Below are 15033 nucleotides of genomic sequence, written 5' to 3' on the forward strand. Positions count from 1 at the left end.
ATGATGATCTTGCGGCCGGTGAGGCCGGCGTCGCCCATCGGGCCGCCGATCTCGAAGCGTCCGGTCGGGTTGACCAGCAGGCGGTAGCCCTCGGTGTCGAGCTTGATGCCGTCCTCGACCAGCTGCGCGAGGACGTGCTCCACGACGAATTCGCGGATGTCCGGGGCGAGCAGCGAGTCCAGGTCGATGTCCGCCGCGTGCTGCGAGGACACGACGACCGTGTCCAGGCGCACGGCCTTGTCACCGTCGTACTCGATGGTGACCTGGGTCTTGCCGTCGGGGCGCAGGTACGGGATGGTCCCGTTCTTGCGGACCTCGGACAGTCGCTTGGAGAGCCGGTGCGCGATGTGGATCGGGAGCGGCATCAGCTCCGGGGTCTCGTCGCACGCGTAGCCGAACATCAGGCCCTGGTCGCCCGCGCCCTGCTTGTCGAGCTCGTCCTCGTCGCCCTCGACCCGCTTCTCGTACGCGGTGTCGACACCCTGCGCGATGTCCGGGGACTGCGCGCCGATGGACACCGACACGCCGCAGGAGGCGCCGTCGAAGCCCTTCTTCGAGGAGTCGTAGCCGATCTCGAGGATCTTGTCGCGGACGAGCTGCGCGATGGGCGCGTACGCCTTCGTCGTCACCTCGCCGGCGATGTGGACGAGACCGGTGGTGATCAGGGTCTCCACGGCCACGCGCGAAGTCGGGTCCTCGGTGAGGAGCGCGTCGAGGATGGTGTCGCTGATCTGGTCAGCGATCTTGTCGGGGTGACCCTCGGTCACGGACTCCGAGGTGAACAAGCGACGGGACACAACGCTCCCTGGGGTTGCAGCGGCTGCTGGCTGAATCATTGGCGGAACCGCATCGGAGGCTGCGCCCGATCACGTTCCGAATGCAGTTTATCGGTCGCCACCGTTCGCGGGACCACCTGTCTCGCCCTGTGGGAGGCGTGTGACCTGCGGCACTCCATTCTGACGCAAAGAGATGCCCGCGGAAAGAGCCGCCACTCAGGCGCGTCGCGGCGCGATGCGCTGGGCGACTTGATCCCAAATGACCTCGGCGAGCGCTTCCTTCGGACCGTAGGGCACGGCCGTCTCGGTTCCGTCGGAGGCCAGAACGACCGCTTCGTTCTCCTCCGAACCGAAGGTCTTGCTCTCCCCCACCTCGTTCACGACGAGGAGATCACACCCCTTGCGGAGGAGTTTGGCGCGCCCGTTCGCGAGCACGTCGTCCGTCTCCGCCGCGAAACCCACGACGACCTGCCCCTCCCGGGCGCGGTCGGCTGAAATCTCGGCGAGAACGTCCGGATTGCGTACGAGGACCACCGGCTCGGGGTCCTGCCCGTCCTTCTTCTTGATCTTCCCGCTCGCGTAGGCGGACGGCCGGAAGTCCGCCACGGCCGCCGCCATCACCACGGCGTCGGCGTCCGCGGCGGCCTTGATCACCGCCTCGCGCAGCTGCAGGGCGGTCCCGACCCGTACGACGTCCACCCCGGCCGGGTCGGCCAGGGCGGCGTTGGCGGAGACCAGGGTGACCCTGGCGCCCCGCGCGACGGCGGTACGGGCCAGGGCGTAGCCCTGCTTGCCGGAGGAGCGGTTGCCGAGGAAGCGGACCGGGTCCAGCGGCTCGCGGGTACCGCCCGCGCTGACCACCACGTGCCGGCCGGCGAGGTCGGGCCCGCCCGCCCCGCGCGCCAGGACCCCGCGGCAGACCTCGAAGATCTCCTCGGGGTCGGGCAGCCGCCCCTTGCCGGTGTCCTTGCCGGTGAGCCGCCCGACGGCGGGCTCGATGACCACGGCGCCGCGGCGGCGCAGCGTGGCCACGTTCTCCTGGGTGGCCGGGTGCTCCCACATCTCGGTGTGCATCGCGGGTGCGAACACCACGGGGCAGCGCGCGGTGAGCAGGGTGTTGGTGAGCAGGTCGTCGGCGAGCCCGTGGGCGGCCTTGGCCAGCATGTCGGCGGTGGCCGGGGCGACGACGACGAGGTCGGCGGACTGGCCGATGCGCACGTGCGGCACTTCGTGGACGGACTCCCAGACCTCGGTGGAGGCCGGGTTGCCGGAGAGGGCGGCCCAGGTGGCCTCGCCGACGAAGTTCAAGGAGGCGGCCGTCGGCACCACGCGCACGTCGTGTCCGGATTCGGTCAGCCGGCGCAGGAGCTCGCACGCCTTGTAAGCGGCGATCCCGCCACTGACTCCGAGTACGACCTTCGGCTTACCCACCACACACGCCCCTTCGGCTGGTCCCCGTACGCACACCTGATGACACCTATGACACACCACAGGCCCGGCAGATGTTCTGCCGGGCCTGTGGTGAAAGGAAAACTCGCGCCTTACTGAGCCGGGGCCTCGATGGCCTCGGCGGTCAGCAGACCCGCGTTGATCTCGCGCAGCGCGATCGAAAGCGGCTTCTCGTGGACGTGGGTGTCCACCAGCGGGCCGACGTACTCGAGCAGGCCCTCACCGAGCTGCGAGTAGTACGCGTTGATCTGACGCGCACGCTTGGCCGCGTAGATCACGAGGCTGTACTTCGAGTCCGTGGCCTCGAGCAGCTCGTCGATCGGCGGGTTGATGATGCCCTCGGGCGCGGTGATGGAAGAGGACACGCTCTACCTTCCGAAGATGGGTTGAAAGATCGGAACGTTGACGAACACCGATCGATTGAACATCGATCAACGATCAAACAACATTCATCAAGGCTAGCAGCTCGCGCGCCACGTCCTCGACCGAGGTGTTGACCAGGGTGATGTCGAACTCGGGCTCGGCAGCCAGTTCGATCTTGGCGCTGGCGAGCCGGCGCTCGATGACCTCCGCCGATTCGGTGCCCCGGCCGGTGAGCCGGCGGACCAGCTCGTCCCAGCTCGGAGGCGCCAGGAAGACCAGCTGCGCCTCGGACAGCGACTCGCGGACGAGTCGCGCGCCCTGGAGATCGATCTCCAGCAGGACCGGCTCGCCGTTCTCCAGGCGTTCCAGCACTGCGCCGCGCGGTGTGCCGTAGCGGTTGCCCGCGAATTCGGCCCACTCCAGCAGCTCGCCATTGGCGATCAGCTTGTCGAACTCGTCGTCATTGACGAAGAAGTAGTGGATTCCGTGTCGCTCACCGGGCCGCGGCTTGCGGGTGGTGGCCGACACCGAGAGCCAGACCTCGGGGTGGACCTTGCGCATATGCGCGACGACCGTGCTCTTGCCGACCCCCGAAGGGCCGGAGAGCACGGTCAGCCGCGGACGAACCTCTGCTGCCATAGAGCGATTATCCAGCTTCTCGGGACTGCTTGAGAACGCCGGGGGACCGTCAGGCAACGCTTTAGCCGGCAGGAGTGCCGAACTCACGCTCCAGGGAAGCGATCTGGTTGGAACCGAGACCTCGAACACGCCGGGACTCGGAGATGCCGAGGCGCTCCATGATCTGCTTGGCGCGCACCTTGCCCACGCCAGGCAGGGACTCCAGGAGAGCGGAGACCTTCATCTTGCCGATGACGTCATTCTCCTGGCCCGTCTTGATGACGTCTTGGAGCGAGGCGCCGGAATGCTTGAGTCGATTCTTCACCTCGGCCCGCTCCCGGCGAGCCGCGGCGGCCTTTTCGAGCGCTGCTGCGCGCTGTTCAGGGGTAAGGGGCGGAAGAGCCACGCCTACGTCACCTCGGATGTCGAACTGTCGGATACGGACCAGTGCGGAGCCGGAAGGCACCACACCAGGGAGGCTCCCGAACAGCAGTGGTGCTCGATCGCTGTTCGTTCACTCTGGTCGGAGACTAGCGGCCATGACCGCTCCAGTCAGCGAGAACGGACGAAAAGTCCTGGTCAGCCTCCACTGAACCGTACATCACGGACAAAGTACCCCTGTTTTGTCCGGTGAAAGACGTTCGAATTTCGTCAAACAGTGCGATGAGCTCGCCCGATGGCGTCCTCGAACGCTCCGATTCCCCGCACGACGCGTGCCGGACGCGGCTCTCCGGGCTCCTCGGCGCCGCGGACGGGGCGTTGAACTGGCCCTTGTCGACGGCCGCCCCCGGAGGGCCGGAACATCGCCTCGGTGCCGACATATCGACATCCTCGGTCGGGTTCCGGCCCCGGCGCCGGCGCCGGCGCCTCGCGCGGCAGCGGGCCGGTCAGCCGGAGACGGCCTCGCGGATCTCCTCCGCGAAGGCGCGGGCCGAGGCCCGCAGCGCACCGGCGTCCGGGCCGTGCTTCAGTACGCCCCGCGACACGTTCGGGACGACGTTGCGGACGGCCGCGCCGAAGACCGCCGGGAGGTCCGCCGCCGTCGCGCCCTGCGCGCCGATGCCGGGGGCCAGCAGCGGCCCGTTGATGTCCAGGTCGAAGGAGGACAGGTCTCCGAGGGTCGCGCCCACGACGGCTCCGAAGGAGCCCATCGGGGAGGCCCCCGCGTTCTGCGCCGCCAGGTGCCCCAGCATCGTCGCGCCGATCGAGCGGCCGTCCGACCGCACCGCCCGCTGGACCTCCGCACCCTCCGGGTTGGAGGTCAGCGCCAGGACGAACAGGCCCGCCCCGGAGGCGCGGGCCAGGTCGATCGCCGGGGCGAGCGAGCCGTAGCCCAGGTACGGGGAGACGGTGAGCGCGTCGGAGAAGAGCGGCGAGGACGGGGACAGGAAGGTCTCCGCGTACGCGGCCATCGTCGAGCCGATGTCGCCGCGCTTCGCGTCCATGACGACCAGCGTGCCCGCCGCGCGCGCGTCCGCGACCGTCCGCTCCAGGACGGCGATGCCCTTCGAGCCGAACCGCTCGAAGAAGGCGGCCTGCGGCTTGAAGACCGCGACCGAGTCCGCCAGCGCCTCGACCACCGTGCGGGAGAACTTCTCCAGGCCGGCCACGTTGTCGTCCAGGCCCCAGGACTCCAGCAGCGCCGCGTGCGGGTCGATGCCCACGCACAGCGGTCCGCGGGCGTCCATCGCCGCGCGCAGCCGCGTACCGAAGGGGATCACGGGGGCAGAGGTCACAGTGCGGCCTTTCGGGTTTCGGCGCCCACCGCTTCGGCGAGCGTCGCGTACGGGCTGGCGGCCAGGCGCGCGGCCAGGCCCTTGTGGATGGCGCGGGCGTAGAACGGGCCCTCGTAGATGAAGGCGCTGTAGCCCTGGATCAGGGTCGCGCCCGCCAGGATCCGCTGCCAGGCGTCCTCGGCGTTCTCGATGCCTCCGACGCCGACGAGCACCAGGCGGTCCCCCACCCGCGCGTAGAGGCGGCGCAGGACCTCCAGGGAGCGCTCCTTGACGGGGGCGCCGGACAGGCCTCCGGTCTCCTTGACCAGGGAGGGCGAGGACTTCAGGCCCAGGCCCTCGCGGGCGATCGTGGTGTTGGTGGCGATGATGCCGTCCAGCCCCAGCTCCAGCGCCAGGTCGGCCACCGCGTCCACGTCCTCGTCGGCGAGGTCCGGCGCGATCTTGACCAGCAGCGGGACCCGGCGGTCGGTCACGGCGCGGTCGGCGGCCTCGCGGACGGCCGTCAGCAGCGGGCGCAGCGACTCGGTGGCCTGGAGGTTGCGCAGGCCCGGGGTGTTCGGGGAGGAGACGTTGACGACGAGGTAGTCCGCGTGGCGGGCGAGGCGCTCGGTGGACGCGACGTAGTCCGCCACCGCCTCCTCCTCGGGGACGATCTTGGTCTTGCCGATGTTGACGCCGACGACCGTCTTGCCGGGCCGTGCGGCCAGGGCGGCGCTGCGGGCGGCCAGGCGCGCGGCGACGGCCGCCGAGCCCTCGTTGTTGAAGCCCATCCGGTTGATCAGCGCGCGGTCCGGGACCAGCCGGAACAGCCGCTTCTTCGGGTTGCCCGGCTGGGCCTCGGCCGTGACCGTCCCGATCTCGATGTGGTCGAAGCCGAGCATCGACATCCCGTCGATGGCGACGGCGTTCTTGTCGAAGCCGGCGGCGAGCCCGAAGGGGCCGTGCATGCGCAGGCCGAGGGTCTCGGTGCGCAGGGCCTCGTAGCGGGGGGCCAGGGCGGCGGCGACGAAGGTGCGCAGCACCGGCGTACGGGCCGTGAGGCGGATCCAGCGGAAGGCCGTGTAGTGGGCCTGCTCGGGGTCCATCCGCTTGAAGACCAGGTTGAAGAAGAGTTTGTACATGGGAAGAAGATCTCTCCTGCGCTCATGAAGAGGGGGACATCCGTCGCGCGTCGCGCATCAGATGTCCCCCTCCCCGGGTCGGGCTGCTAGTCGCGGGCCGCGGTCAGGTGCTCCGCGTGCTCCTGGAGCGAGCGGACGCCCACGTCCCCGCGGTTGAGCGCGTCGATGCCCTGGACGGCCGCGGCGAGCGCCTGGACCGTGGTGAGGCACGGGACGCTGCGCGCCACGGCGGCGGTGCGGATCTCGTAGCCGTCGAGGCGGCCGCCGGTGCCGTAGGGGGTGTTGACGATCAGGTCGACTTGGCCGTCGTGGATGAGCTGGACGATGGTCTTCTCGCCGTTCGGGCCCTCGCCCTCGCTGAGCTTGCGCACGACGGTGGCGTTGATGCCGTTGCGGCGCAGCACCTCGGCGGTGCCGGAGGTGGCCATCAGCTCGAAGCCGTGGGCGACGAGCTCGCGCGCCGGGAAGATCATCGAGCGCTTGTCGCGGTTGGCGACGGAGATGAACGCGCGGCCCTTGGTGGGCAGCGGGCCGTAGGCGCCGGCCTGCGACTTGGCGTACGCCGTGCCGAAGACGGAGTCGATGCCCATGACCTCGCCGGTGGAGCGCATCTCCGGGCCGAGGACCGTGTCGACGCCGCGGCCGTGGATGTCGCGGAAGCGCGACCACGGCATGACGGCCTCCTTGACGGAGATCGGCGCGTCGAGCGGCAGGGTGCCGCCGTCGCCGGTCTTCGGGAGCATGCCCTCTTCGCGCAGCTCGGCGATGGTGGTGCCGAGCGAGATGCGGGCGGCGGCCTTCGCGAGCGGGACGGCGGTCGCCTTCGAGGTGAAGGGGACGGTCCGGGAGGCGCGCGGGTTGGCCTCGAGGACGTAGAGGATGTCGCCCGCCATCGCGAACTGGATGTTGATCAGGCCGCGCACGCCGACGCCCTTGGCGATGGCCTCGGTGGAGGCGCGCAGCCGCTTGATGTCGTAGCCGCCGAGGGTGATCGGGGGCAGGGCGCAGGCCGAGTCGCCGGAGTGGATGCCGGCTTCCTCGATGTGCTCCATGACGCCGCCGAGGTAGAGCTCGGTGCCGTCGTAGAGGGCGTCGACGTCGATCTCGATGGCGTCGTCGAGGAAGCGGTCGACAAGGACGGGGCGGGTCGGGGAGATCTCGGTGGACTCGGCGATGTACGAGGACAGTCGCTCTTCGTCGTAGACGATCTCCATGCCGCGGCCGCCGAGCACGTACGAGGGGCGTACGAGGACGGGGTAGCCGATCTCGTCGGCGATGGCCTTGGCGCCGGCGAAGGTGGTGGCGGTGCCGTGCTTGGGGGCGGGCAGGCCGGCGTCGGCGAGGACCTGGCCGAAGGCGCCGCGGTCCTCGGCGGCGTGGATGGCCTCCGGCGGGGTGCCGACGACGGGGACGCCGTTGTCCTTGAGGGCCTGGGCGAGGCCCAGGGGGGTCTGGCCGCCGAGCTGGACGATGACACCGGCGATGGGACCGGCCAGCGACTCCGCGTGGACGATCTCCAGCACGTCCTCGAGCGTCAGCGGCTCGAAGTACAGGCGGTCGGAGGTGTCGTAGTCCGTGGAGACGGTCTCCGGGTTGCAGTTGACCATCACGGTCTCGTAGCCGGCGTCGCTGAGGGCGAAGGAGGCGTGGACGCAGGAGTAGTCGAACTCGATGCCCTGGCCGATGCGGTTCGGGCCGGAGCCCAGGATGATGACCGCGGGCTTCTCGCGGGGGGCGACCTCGGACTCCTCGTCGTACGAGGAGTAGAAGTACGGGGTCTTCGCGGCGAACTCGGCGGCGCAGGTGTCGACCGTCTTGTAGACCGGGCGGACGCCCAGCGCGTGGCGGACCTCGCGGACGACGTCCTCGCGCAGGCCGCGGATCTCGGCGATCTGGGAGTCGGAGAAGCCGTGGCGCTTCGCTTCGGCGAGCAGCTCGGGGTGGAGCTTGTCCGCCGCGGCCAGCTCGTCCGCGATCTCCTTGATGAGGAAGAGCTGGTCGACGAACCAGGGGTCGATCTTCGTGGACGCGAAGACCTCTTCCTGGGTGGCGCCCGCGCGGATGGCCTGCATGACGGTGTTGATGCGGCCGTCGGTCGGGCGGACCGCGGTGGCGAGGAGCTCTTCCTTGTCGCCGACGGGGCCGACGAAGGTGAACTGCGAGCCCTTCTTCTCCAGGGAGCGCAGGGCCTTCTGGAGGGCCTCGGTGAAGTTGCGGCCGATGGCCATGGCCTCGCCCACCGACTTCATGGTGGTGGTGAGGGTGGCGTCGGCGTGCGGGAACTTCTCGAAGGCGAAGCGCGGGGCCTTGACGACGACGTAGTCGAGGGACGGCTCGAAGGAGGCCGGCGTCTTCTCGGTGATGTCGTTGGGGACCTCGTCGAGCGTGTAGCCGATGGCCAGCTTGGCGGCGATCTTGGCGATCGGGAAGCCGGTGGCCTTCGACGCGAGCGCCGAGGAGCGCGAGACGCGCGGGTTCATCTCGATGACGATGACGCGGCCGTCGACCGGGTCGATCGCGAACTGGATGTTGCAGCCGCCGGTGTCGACGCCGACCTCGCGGATGATCGCGATGCCGATGTCGCGCAGCCGCTGGTACTCGCGGTCGGTGAGCGTCATCGCCGGGGCGACGGTGATCGAGTCACCGGTGTGGACGCCCATCGGGTCGAAGTTCTCGATGGAGCAGACGACGACGACGTTGTCCTTGGTGTCGCGCATCAGCTCCAGCTCGTACTCCTTCCAGCCGAGGATGGACTCCTCCAGGAGCACCTCGGTGGTCGGGGAGAGCGTGAGGCCCTGGCCGGCGATGCGGCGCAGCTCGTCCTCGTCGTGGGCGAAGCCGGAGCCGGCGCCGCCCATGGTGAAGGAGGGGCGCACGACGACGGGGTAGCCGCCGAGGGTCTCGACGCCCTGGATGACGTCGTCCATCGTGTGGCAGATGACCGAGCGGGCGGACTCGCCGTAGCCGATCTTGGCCTTGACGGCCTCGACGACGCCCTTGAAGAGCTCGCGGTCCTCGCCCTTGTTGATGGCCTCGACGTTGGCGCCGATGAGCTCGACGTTGTACTTCTCGAGCACGCCCTGCTCGTGCATGGAGATCGCGGTGTTGAGCGCGGTCTGGCCGCCGAGGGTCGGGAGCAGCGCGTCGGGGCGCTCCTTCGCGATGATCTTCTCGACGAACTCCGGGGTGATCGGCTCGACGTACGTGGCGTCGGCGATCTCCGGGTCGGTCATGATCGTGGCGGGGTTGGAGTTCACCAGGATGACCCGCAGGCCCTCGGCCTTGAGGATGCGGCAGGCCTGGGTGCCGGAGTAGTCGAACTCGGCTGCCTGTCCGATGACGATCGGGCCGGAGCCGATGACCAGGACGGACTGGATATCGGTGCGCTTAGGCACGCTCGGCCTCCATCTGGGCGGTGCTCATCAAAGACGTGAAACGGTCGAAGAGGTACGCGGCGTCGTGCGGGCCGGCGGCCGCCTCGGGGTGGTACTGGACGGAGAAGGCCGGCTGGTCGAGCAGCTGGAGGCCTTCGACGACCTGGTCGTTCAGGCAGACGTGGGAGACCTCGGCGCGCCCGTAGGCGGTGTCCGAGACCTTGTCGAGGGGCGCGTCCACGGCGAAGCCGTGGTTGTGCGCGGTGATCTCGACCTTGCCGGTGGTGCGGTCCTGCACCGGCTGGTTGATGCCGCGGTGGCCGTACTTCAGCTTGTAGGTGCCGAAGCCGAGCGCGCGGCCCAGGATCTGGTTGCCGAAGCAGATGCCGAAGAGCGGGGTCTTGCGGGCGAGGACGCCCTGCATGACGGAGACCGCGTGGTCGGCGGTGGCCGGGTCGCCCGGGCCGTTGGAGAAGAACACGCCGTCCGGGTCGACCGCGTACACGTCCTCGACGGTGGCGGTGGCGGGCAGCACGTGCACCTCGATGCCGCGCTCGGCCATCCGGTGCGGGGTCATGCCCTTGATGCCGAGGTCCACGGCGGCCACGGTGAACTTCTTCTCACCGATGGCGGGGACGACGTACGTCTCCTTGGTGGCGACCTCGGCGGAGAGGTCGGCGCCCTTCATCTGCGGGGCTTCCTGGACGCGGGCCAGCAGGGCCGCGTCGTCGACGGCACCGGCGACCGAGGGGCCGGAGAAGATGCCGACGCGCATGGCGCCGCGCTCGCGCAGGTGGCGGGTGAGGGCCCGGGTGTCGATGCCGGAGATCCCGACGACGCCCTGCCTGACGAGCTCCTCGTCGAGCGAGCGCTGCGAGCGCCAGTTCGAGGGGACCCGTGCGGGGTCGCGGACGACGTAGCCCGCGACCCAGATGCGGGAGGACTCGGGGTCCTCGTCGTTGACGCCCGTGTTGCCCACGTGCGGGGCGGTCATCACGACGACCTGCCGGTGGTACGACGGGTCGGTGAGGGTCTCCTGGTATCCGGTCATTCCGGTGGAGAACACGGCCTCGCCGAAGGTCTCCCCCACAGCGCCGTAGGCGCGGCCGCGGAAGATCCGGCCGTCCTCCAGGACGAGTACGGCGGGAGCTTTGGCTGCTCCCCTGGTGGAGGTCGTCATCGTTCGGCGCCTTCCGTCGTGTGCGAGTGGTTCATGGAGTTGATTGCTTCGACCCAGGCGGCGTGTTCGGCCGCGCGGTCGGAGCGGAATCCGGAGTCGATCTCCTTGTCACCGTGCGCCCAGGTGACGACGAGCAGACCGCCCTCGGTGAGTACCTTGCCCGCGATTCCCTTGTCGAGGCGGGCGCCGCGCAGTCGCGCGGCCGGTACGAAGAAGTCGGTGGCACCCGGACGGACCACGTCGAGGCCCGCGTCGGTGAGCGTGAGCTCGACCCGGCTGCGGACGCCCAGACCGTGGGCGACGATCCGGTCGAGCCATTGCCCGGCGGTGGTGGACCCGTGGTACCGGCCGGTCAGTGCCAGCCGGTGCTCGGGGAGGCCGCCGGGGGCGGCGGGCAGCTCCGGCAGATCGCTCTGCAAGGTGCCGCGCCATTTCCAGCCCTGCCGCATCAGCCAGTAGACGAAGGCGATGAAGACGAGCAGACCCGCCACCCACGCGATGCGGGCGCCCCAGTCCGTCACCTCCGCCGACTGTCGTTCGACCTCGGCGGCCAGTTGGATTACTGCAGGTGTCACGCCAGCGTCCCGTCCACGACCGTTGCCCGGCCCCGCAGGAAGGTGTGAGTGACGCGGCCCGGCAGCTCACGGCCTTCGTACGGCGTGTTGCGGCTGCGGGACGCGAAATGTGCGGGGTCCACGACACCACGGTACGAGGTATCGACCAAGGTCAGGTTCGCGGGTTCACCTGCCGAGACGGGGCGTCCGTGGTGCGGAAGGCCGCCGATGCGCGCCGGGGCGAAGGACATCCGCTCGGCGACGCCCGCCCAGTCGAGCAGCCCGGTCTCCACCATCGTCTGCTGAACGACGGCGAGCGCGGTCTCCAGGCCCACCATGCCCATGGCGGCGGCGGCCCACTCGCAGTCCTTGTCCTCGTGCGGGTGCGGGGCGTGGTCGGTGGCGACGATGTCGATCGTGCCGTCGGCGAGCGCCTCGCGCAGGGCCAGGACGTCGGCCTCCGTGCGCAGCGGCGGGTTGACCTTGTAGACCGGGTTGTACGAGCGCACGAGCTCGTCGGTGAGGAGCAGGTGGTGCGGGGTGACCTCGGCGGTGACGTCGATGCCGCGGGACTTGGCCCAGCGGACGATCTCGACGGAGCCGGCCGTGGAGAGGTGGCAGATGTGCACGCGGGAGCCGACGTGCTCGGCGAGCAGCACGTCGCGGGCGATGATCGACTCTTCGGCGACGGCCGGCCAGCCGCCGAGGCCCAGCTCGGCCGAGACGATGCCCTCGTTCATCTGGGCGCCCTCGGTGAGGCGGGGCTCCTGGGCGTGCTGGGCGACGACTCCGCCGAAGGCCTTCACGTACTCCAGGGCGCGGCGCATGATCACGGCGTCGTCCACGCACTTGCCGTCGTCGGAGAAGACGGTGACGCGGGCGGCGGACTCGTGCATGGCGCCCAGCTCGGCGAGCTTCTTGCCCTCCAGGCCGACGGTGACGGCGCCGATGGGCTGCACGTCGCAGTAGCCGGACTCCTTGCCCAGGCGCCACACCTGCTCGACGACTCCGGCGGTGTCGGCGACGGGGAAGGTGTTGGCCATGGCGAAGACGGCGGTGTAGCCGCCGGAGGCCGCGGCGCGGGTGCCGGTGAGGACGGTCTCGGAGTCCTCGCGGCCGGGCTCGCGCAGGTGGGTGTGGAGGTCGACGAGGCCGGGGAGGAGGATCTGGCCGCCGGCCTCGATGACGGTCGCGTCGCCGGCGTCCAGGTCCGCGCCGACGGCGGCGATGGTCTCGCCGTCGATCAGGACGTCCTGCGTCTCGCCACCGAGTACCTTCGCGCCACGAATCAGGATCTTGCTCATGGTTACTTGTTCTCCTCGGTGCGGGAAGCGGTGGAGCTCGTGGTGACGGCGGGCTCGGAGCCTCCGAGCAGCAGGTACAGGACGGCCATGCGGATCGAGACGCCGTTGGCGACCTGCTCGACGACCGTGCAGCGGTCGGAGTCGGCGACCTCCGCGGTGATCTCCATGCCGCGGACCATCGGGCCGGGGTGCATCACGATGGCGTGCTCGGGCATCCGTTCCATGCGGGCGCCGTCCAGCCCGTACCGGCGGGAGTACTCGCGCTCGGTCGGGAAGAAGGCGGCGTTCATCCGCTCGCGCTGCACGCGCAGCATCATGACCGCGTCGGACTTCGGGAGCACCGCGTCCAGGCTGTACGAGATCTCGCAGGGCCAGGCCTCGACGCCGACCGGCACCAGGGTGGGCGGGGCCACGAGGGTGACCTGGGCGCCCAGGGTGTGCAGCAGGTGGACGTTGGAGCGGGCGACGCGGCTGTGCAGGACGTCGCCGACGATGGTGATCCGGCGGCCGTCGAGGTCCTTGCCGAGCCCCGCGTCCTTGCCGACGAGGCGGCGGCGCATGGTGAAGGCGTCGAGCAGGGCCTGGGTGGGGTGCTCGTGGGTGCCGTCGCCGGCGTTGATGACGGGGGCGTCGATCCAGCCGGAGGTCGCGAGCCGGTAGGGGGCGCCGGAGGCGTGGTGCCGGATGACGACGGCGTCGACGCCCATGGCTTCCAGGGTCTGCGCGGTGTCCTTGAGGGACTCGCCCTTGGAGACGCTGGAGCCCTTGGCCGCGAAGTTGATGACGTCGGCGGAGAGGCGCTTCTCGGCGGCCTCGAAGGAGATCCGGGTGCGCGTCGAGTCCTCGAAGAAGAGGTTGCAGATCGTGCGGCCGCGCAGGGTGGGCAGCTTCTTTATCGGCCGGTCCGCGACGCGGGCCATCTCCTCGGCGGTGTCGAGGATGAGGACGGCGTCGTCGCGGGTGAGGTCGGCGGCCGAGATGAGGTGGCGCTTCATCCGGGTACTCCGTAAGTCGGGGAGGGTGGCCAGGCGGACTGGCCGGGGGTGCGGTGCGGCGGTGCTGGGGCAGGGCGGACTGCGGCGCGGACCCGCGCGGGGGCCCGTCGCACGGACGAGCTAGTTCGCCGTCGCCCGGTCGGTCCGCTGGCCGAGCAGTACGGCGTCCCGGCCGTCCTCCTCCTGGAGCTGGACCTGGACGTTCTCCCGCAGCGACGTGGGGAGGTTCTTGCCGATGTAGTCGGCGCGGATCGGAAGTTCGCGGTGGCCGCGGTCGACGAGGACGGCGAGCTGCACGGCACGGGGGCGACCGATGTCGCCGAGGGCGTCGAGGGCGGCGCGGATGGTGCGGCCGGAGAAGAGAACGTCGTCGACGAGGACGACCAGGCGGCCGTCGATGTCGTCGCCGGGAATCTCGGTGCGGCCGATGGCACGGGCCGGCTTCATCCGCAGGTCGTCGCGGTACATGGTGATGTCGAGGGAACCGACCGGGATCTTGGATCCGGTGATCTCCTGGAGCTTGGCCGCCAGCCGGCGGGCCAGGTACACACCGCGGGTGGGGATGCCGAGGAGGACCACGTCGTCGGCGCCCTTGGCGCGTTCGACGATCTCGTGGGCGATGCGGGTCAGTACCCGCGAGATGTCCTGCGCGTCGAGAACGGGGCGCATGACACCGGACTGCTGAGTGTCCATGAAAAGGACCTCCTTCTCCGCCTCACGGGACGGACCTTAAAGGACGTCTGATGTAACGGTCCCACGGTACCAGGGGTCCTCCCGCGGGCCCGCATCGGGGCAGCCCAGGAGCCCTCTTCGTGGGCGTTGGAGACCATTCGGCTTGACGCATCCAAGTAACGCTGCGTAACCTCACAGTGAGTTACCAGCCGCGCGGCGGAGCCGCACGTGGTCCATTCGTCACAGCGTCCATGTCGTCAAAGCGTCACAGCGTCCGGGAGCGTTATGTCCAGCGAATACGCCAAGCAGCTCGGGGCCAAGCTCCGTGCCATCCGCACCCAGCAGGGCCTTTCCCTCCATGGTGTCGAGGAGAAGTCCCAGGGCCGTTGGAAGGCCGTCGTGGTCGGTTCCTACGAGCGCGGAGACCGCGCCGTGACGGTCCAGCGCCTCGCCGAGCTGGCGGACTTCTACGGGGTCCCGGTGCAGGAGCTCCTGCCCGGCACGACCCCCGGCGGCGCGGCCGAGCCGCCGCCGAAGCTGCGCCTCGACCTGGAGCGCCTGGCCCACGTCCCCGCGGAGAAGGCCGGCCCGCTGCAGCGGTACGCGGCGACCATCCAGAGCCAGCGCGGCGACTACAACGGCAAGGTGCTCTCGATCCGCCAGGACGACCTGCGCACCCTCGCCGTCATCTACGACCAGTCCCCCTCGGTGCTGACCGAGCAGCTCATCAGCTGGGGCGTGCTGGACGCGGACGCGCGCCGCGCGGTGGCGCACGAGGACATCTAGTCCGCAGCCGTACCGGGCCCAGGCCCAGCAGAAACGTACCGGGGGGGGGGGGGGGGGCGCGGGGGGCCCCCCCCCCCCCCGCGGGTGGTGTTGGGGGCGCCCGGC

The 15033-nt window shown here is 70.1% G+C and carries 14 protein-coding genes; 1 reads left to right on the forward strand and 13 read right to left on the reverse strand.

Features of this window, described 5'->3' with window-relative positions:
- The 13 genes from metK to pyrR all read right to left on the reverse strand — a co-directional run.
- Nucleotides 1-797, reverse strand: a 797-nt coding sequence (gene metK, locus ACWF9Z_RS35800) for a methionine adenosyltransferase (protein ID WP_453609699.1), incomplete at its 3' end; no start/stop codon positions are given.
- Nucleotides 798-992: 195 nt separating this feature from the next.
- Nucleotides 993-2207, reverse strand: a complete 1215-nt coding sequence (gene coaBC / locus ACWF9Z_RS35805; RefSeq protein WP_453609700.1) for a bifunctional phosphopantothenoylcysteine decarboxylase/phosphopantothenate--cysteine ligase CoaBC — start codon at nt 2205-2207, stop codon at nt 993-995.
- 110 nt (nt 2208-2317) lie between these two features.
- Nucleotides 2318-2590: a DNA-directed RNA polymerase subunit omega gene (gene rpoZ, locus ACWF9Z_RS35810; protein WP_215032941.1), complete on the reverse strand. Its 273-nt coding sequence runs from the start codon at nt 2588-2590 to the stop codon at nt 2318-2320.
- 73 nt (nt 2591-2663) lie between these two features.
- A complete protein-coding gene (gene gmk, locus ACWF9Z_RS35815; protein ID WP_453609702.1) occupies nt 2664-3227 on the reverse strand; it encodes a guanylate kinase in 564 nt (187 codons plus the stop codon).
- Nucleotides 3228-3288: 61 nt separating this feature from the next.
- On the reverse strand, nt 3289-3612 hold the full coding sequence (locus ACWF9Z_RS35820) for an integration host factor (RefSeq protein ID WP_112452485.1): 324 nt from the start codon (nt 3610-3612) through the stop codon (nt 3289-3291).
- Nucleotides 3613-4093: 481 nt separating this feature from the next.
- The gene (pyrF, locus tag ACWF9Z_RS35825) at nt 4094-4942 is read right to left on the reverse strand and encodes an orotidine-5'-phosphate decarboxylase (RefSeq protein ID WP_453609703.1); all 849 of its coding nucleotides are present in this window, start codon (nt 4940-4942) and stop codon (nt 4094-4096) included.
- Nucleotides 4939-6063, reverse strand: coding sequence for a quinone-dependent dihydroorotate dehydrogenase (locus ACWF9Z_RS35830; protein WP_453609705.1), 1125 nt, complete (start codon nt 6061-6063; stop codon nt 4939-4941). The genes pyrF and ACWF9Z_RS35830 overlap by 4 nt, the downstream gene beginning before the upstream one ends.
- Before the next feature lie 86 nt (nt 6064-6149).
- Nucleotides 6150-9458: a carbamoyl-phosphate synthase large subunit gene (carB, locus tag ACWF9Z_RS35835; RefSeq protein WP_453609707.1), complete on the reverse strand. Its 3309-nt coding sequence runs from the start codon at nt 9456-9458 to the stop codon at nt 6150-6152.
- Nucleotides 9451-10617 (reverse strand): glutamine-hydrolyzing carbamoyl-phosphate synthase small subunit, encoded by a 1167-nt coding sequence (carA, locus tag ACWF9Z_RS35840; protein WP_453609709.1) that lies wholly within the window; start codon nt 10615-10617, stop codon nt 9451-9453. The genes carB and carA overlap by 8 nt, the downstream gene beginning before the upstream one ends.
- Nucleotides 10614-11192, reverse strand: coding sequence for a PH-like domain-containing protein (locus ACWF9Z_RS35845; RefSeq protein ID WP_453609711.1), 579 nt, complete (start codon nt 11190-11192; stop codon nt 10614-10616). The genes carA and ACWF9Z_RS35845 overlap by 4 nt, the downstream gene beginning before the upstream one ends.
- On the reverse strand, nt 11189-12475 hold the full coding sequence (locus ACWF9Z_RS35850; protein ID WP_453609712.1) for a dihydroorotase: 1287 nt from the start codon (nt 12473-12475) through the stop codon (nt 11189-11191). Before ACWF9Z_RS35850 ends, ACWF9Z_RS35845 begins: the two co-directional genes overlap by 4 nt.
- 2 nt (nt 12476-12477) lie before the next feature.
- Nucleotides 12478-13470 carry an aspartate carbamoyltransferase catalytic subunit gene (locus ACWF9Z_RS35855; RefSeq protein WP_453609714.1) on the reverse strand — a complete coding sequence of 331 codons (993 nt, stop codon included), beginning with the start codon at nt 13468-13470 and terminating at the stop codon, nt 12478-12480.
- Nucleotides 13471-13590: 120 nt separating this feature from the next.
- Complete coding sequence (gene pyrR, locus ACWF9Z_RS35860; protein ID WP_453609715.1) at nt 13591-14163, reverse strand: bifunctional pyr operon transcriptional regulator/uracil phosphoribosyltransferase PyrR; 573 nt, start codon at nt 14161-14163, stop codon at nt 13591-13593.
- Nucleotides 14164-14427: 264 nt separating this feature from the next.
- On the opposite strand from pyrR, the gene bldD reads away from it, so the two are divergent.
- On the forward strand, nt 14428-14928 hold the full coding sequence (gene bldD, locus ACWF9Z_RS35865) for a transcriptional regulator BldD (protein ID WP_069929708.1): 501 nt from the start codon (nt 14428-14430) through the stop codon (nt 14926-14928).
- Nucleotides 14929-15033 lie beyond the last annotated feature (105 nt).

This window comes from Streptomyces sp. NPDC054961 (assembly GCF_053609145.1).

Excerpts from the sequence above, each read along its gene's own strand:
- ACWF9Z_RS35850 (WP_453609712.1), bottom strand. The coding sequence starts at position 12,475 with ATGAGCAAGATCCTGATTCGTGGCGCGAAGGTACTCGGTGGCGAGACG.
- pyrR (WP_453609715.1), bottom strand. The coding sequence starts at position 14,163 with ATGGACACTCAGCAGTCCGGTGTCATGCGCCCCGTTCTCGACGCGCAG.
- gmk (WP_453609702.1), bottom strand. The coding sequence starts at position 3,227 with ATGGCAGCAGAGGTTCGTCCGCGGCTGACCGTGCTCTCCGGCCCTTCG.
- ACWF9Z_RS35855 (WP_453609714.1), bottom strand. The coding sequence starts at position 13,470 with ATGAAGCGCCACCTCATCTCGGCCGCCGACCTCACCCGCGACGACGCC.
- bldD (WP_069929708.1), top strand. The coding sequence starts at position 14,428 with ATGTCCAGCGAATACGCCAAGCAGCTCGGGGCCAAGCTCCGTGCCATC.
- ACWF9Z_RS35830 (WP_453609705.1), bottom strand. The coding sequence starts at position 6,063 with ATGTACAAACTCTTCTTCAACCTGGTCTTCAAGCGGATGGACCCCGAG.
- carA (WP_453609709.1), bottom strand. The coding sequence starts at position 10,617 with ATGACGACCTCCACCAGGGGAGCAGCCAAAGCTCCCGCCGTACTCGTC.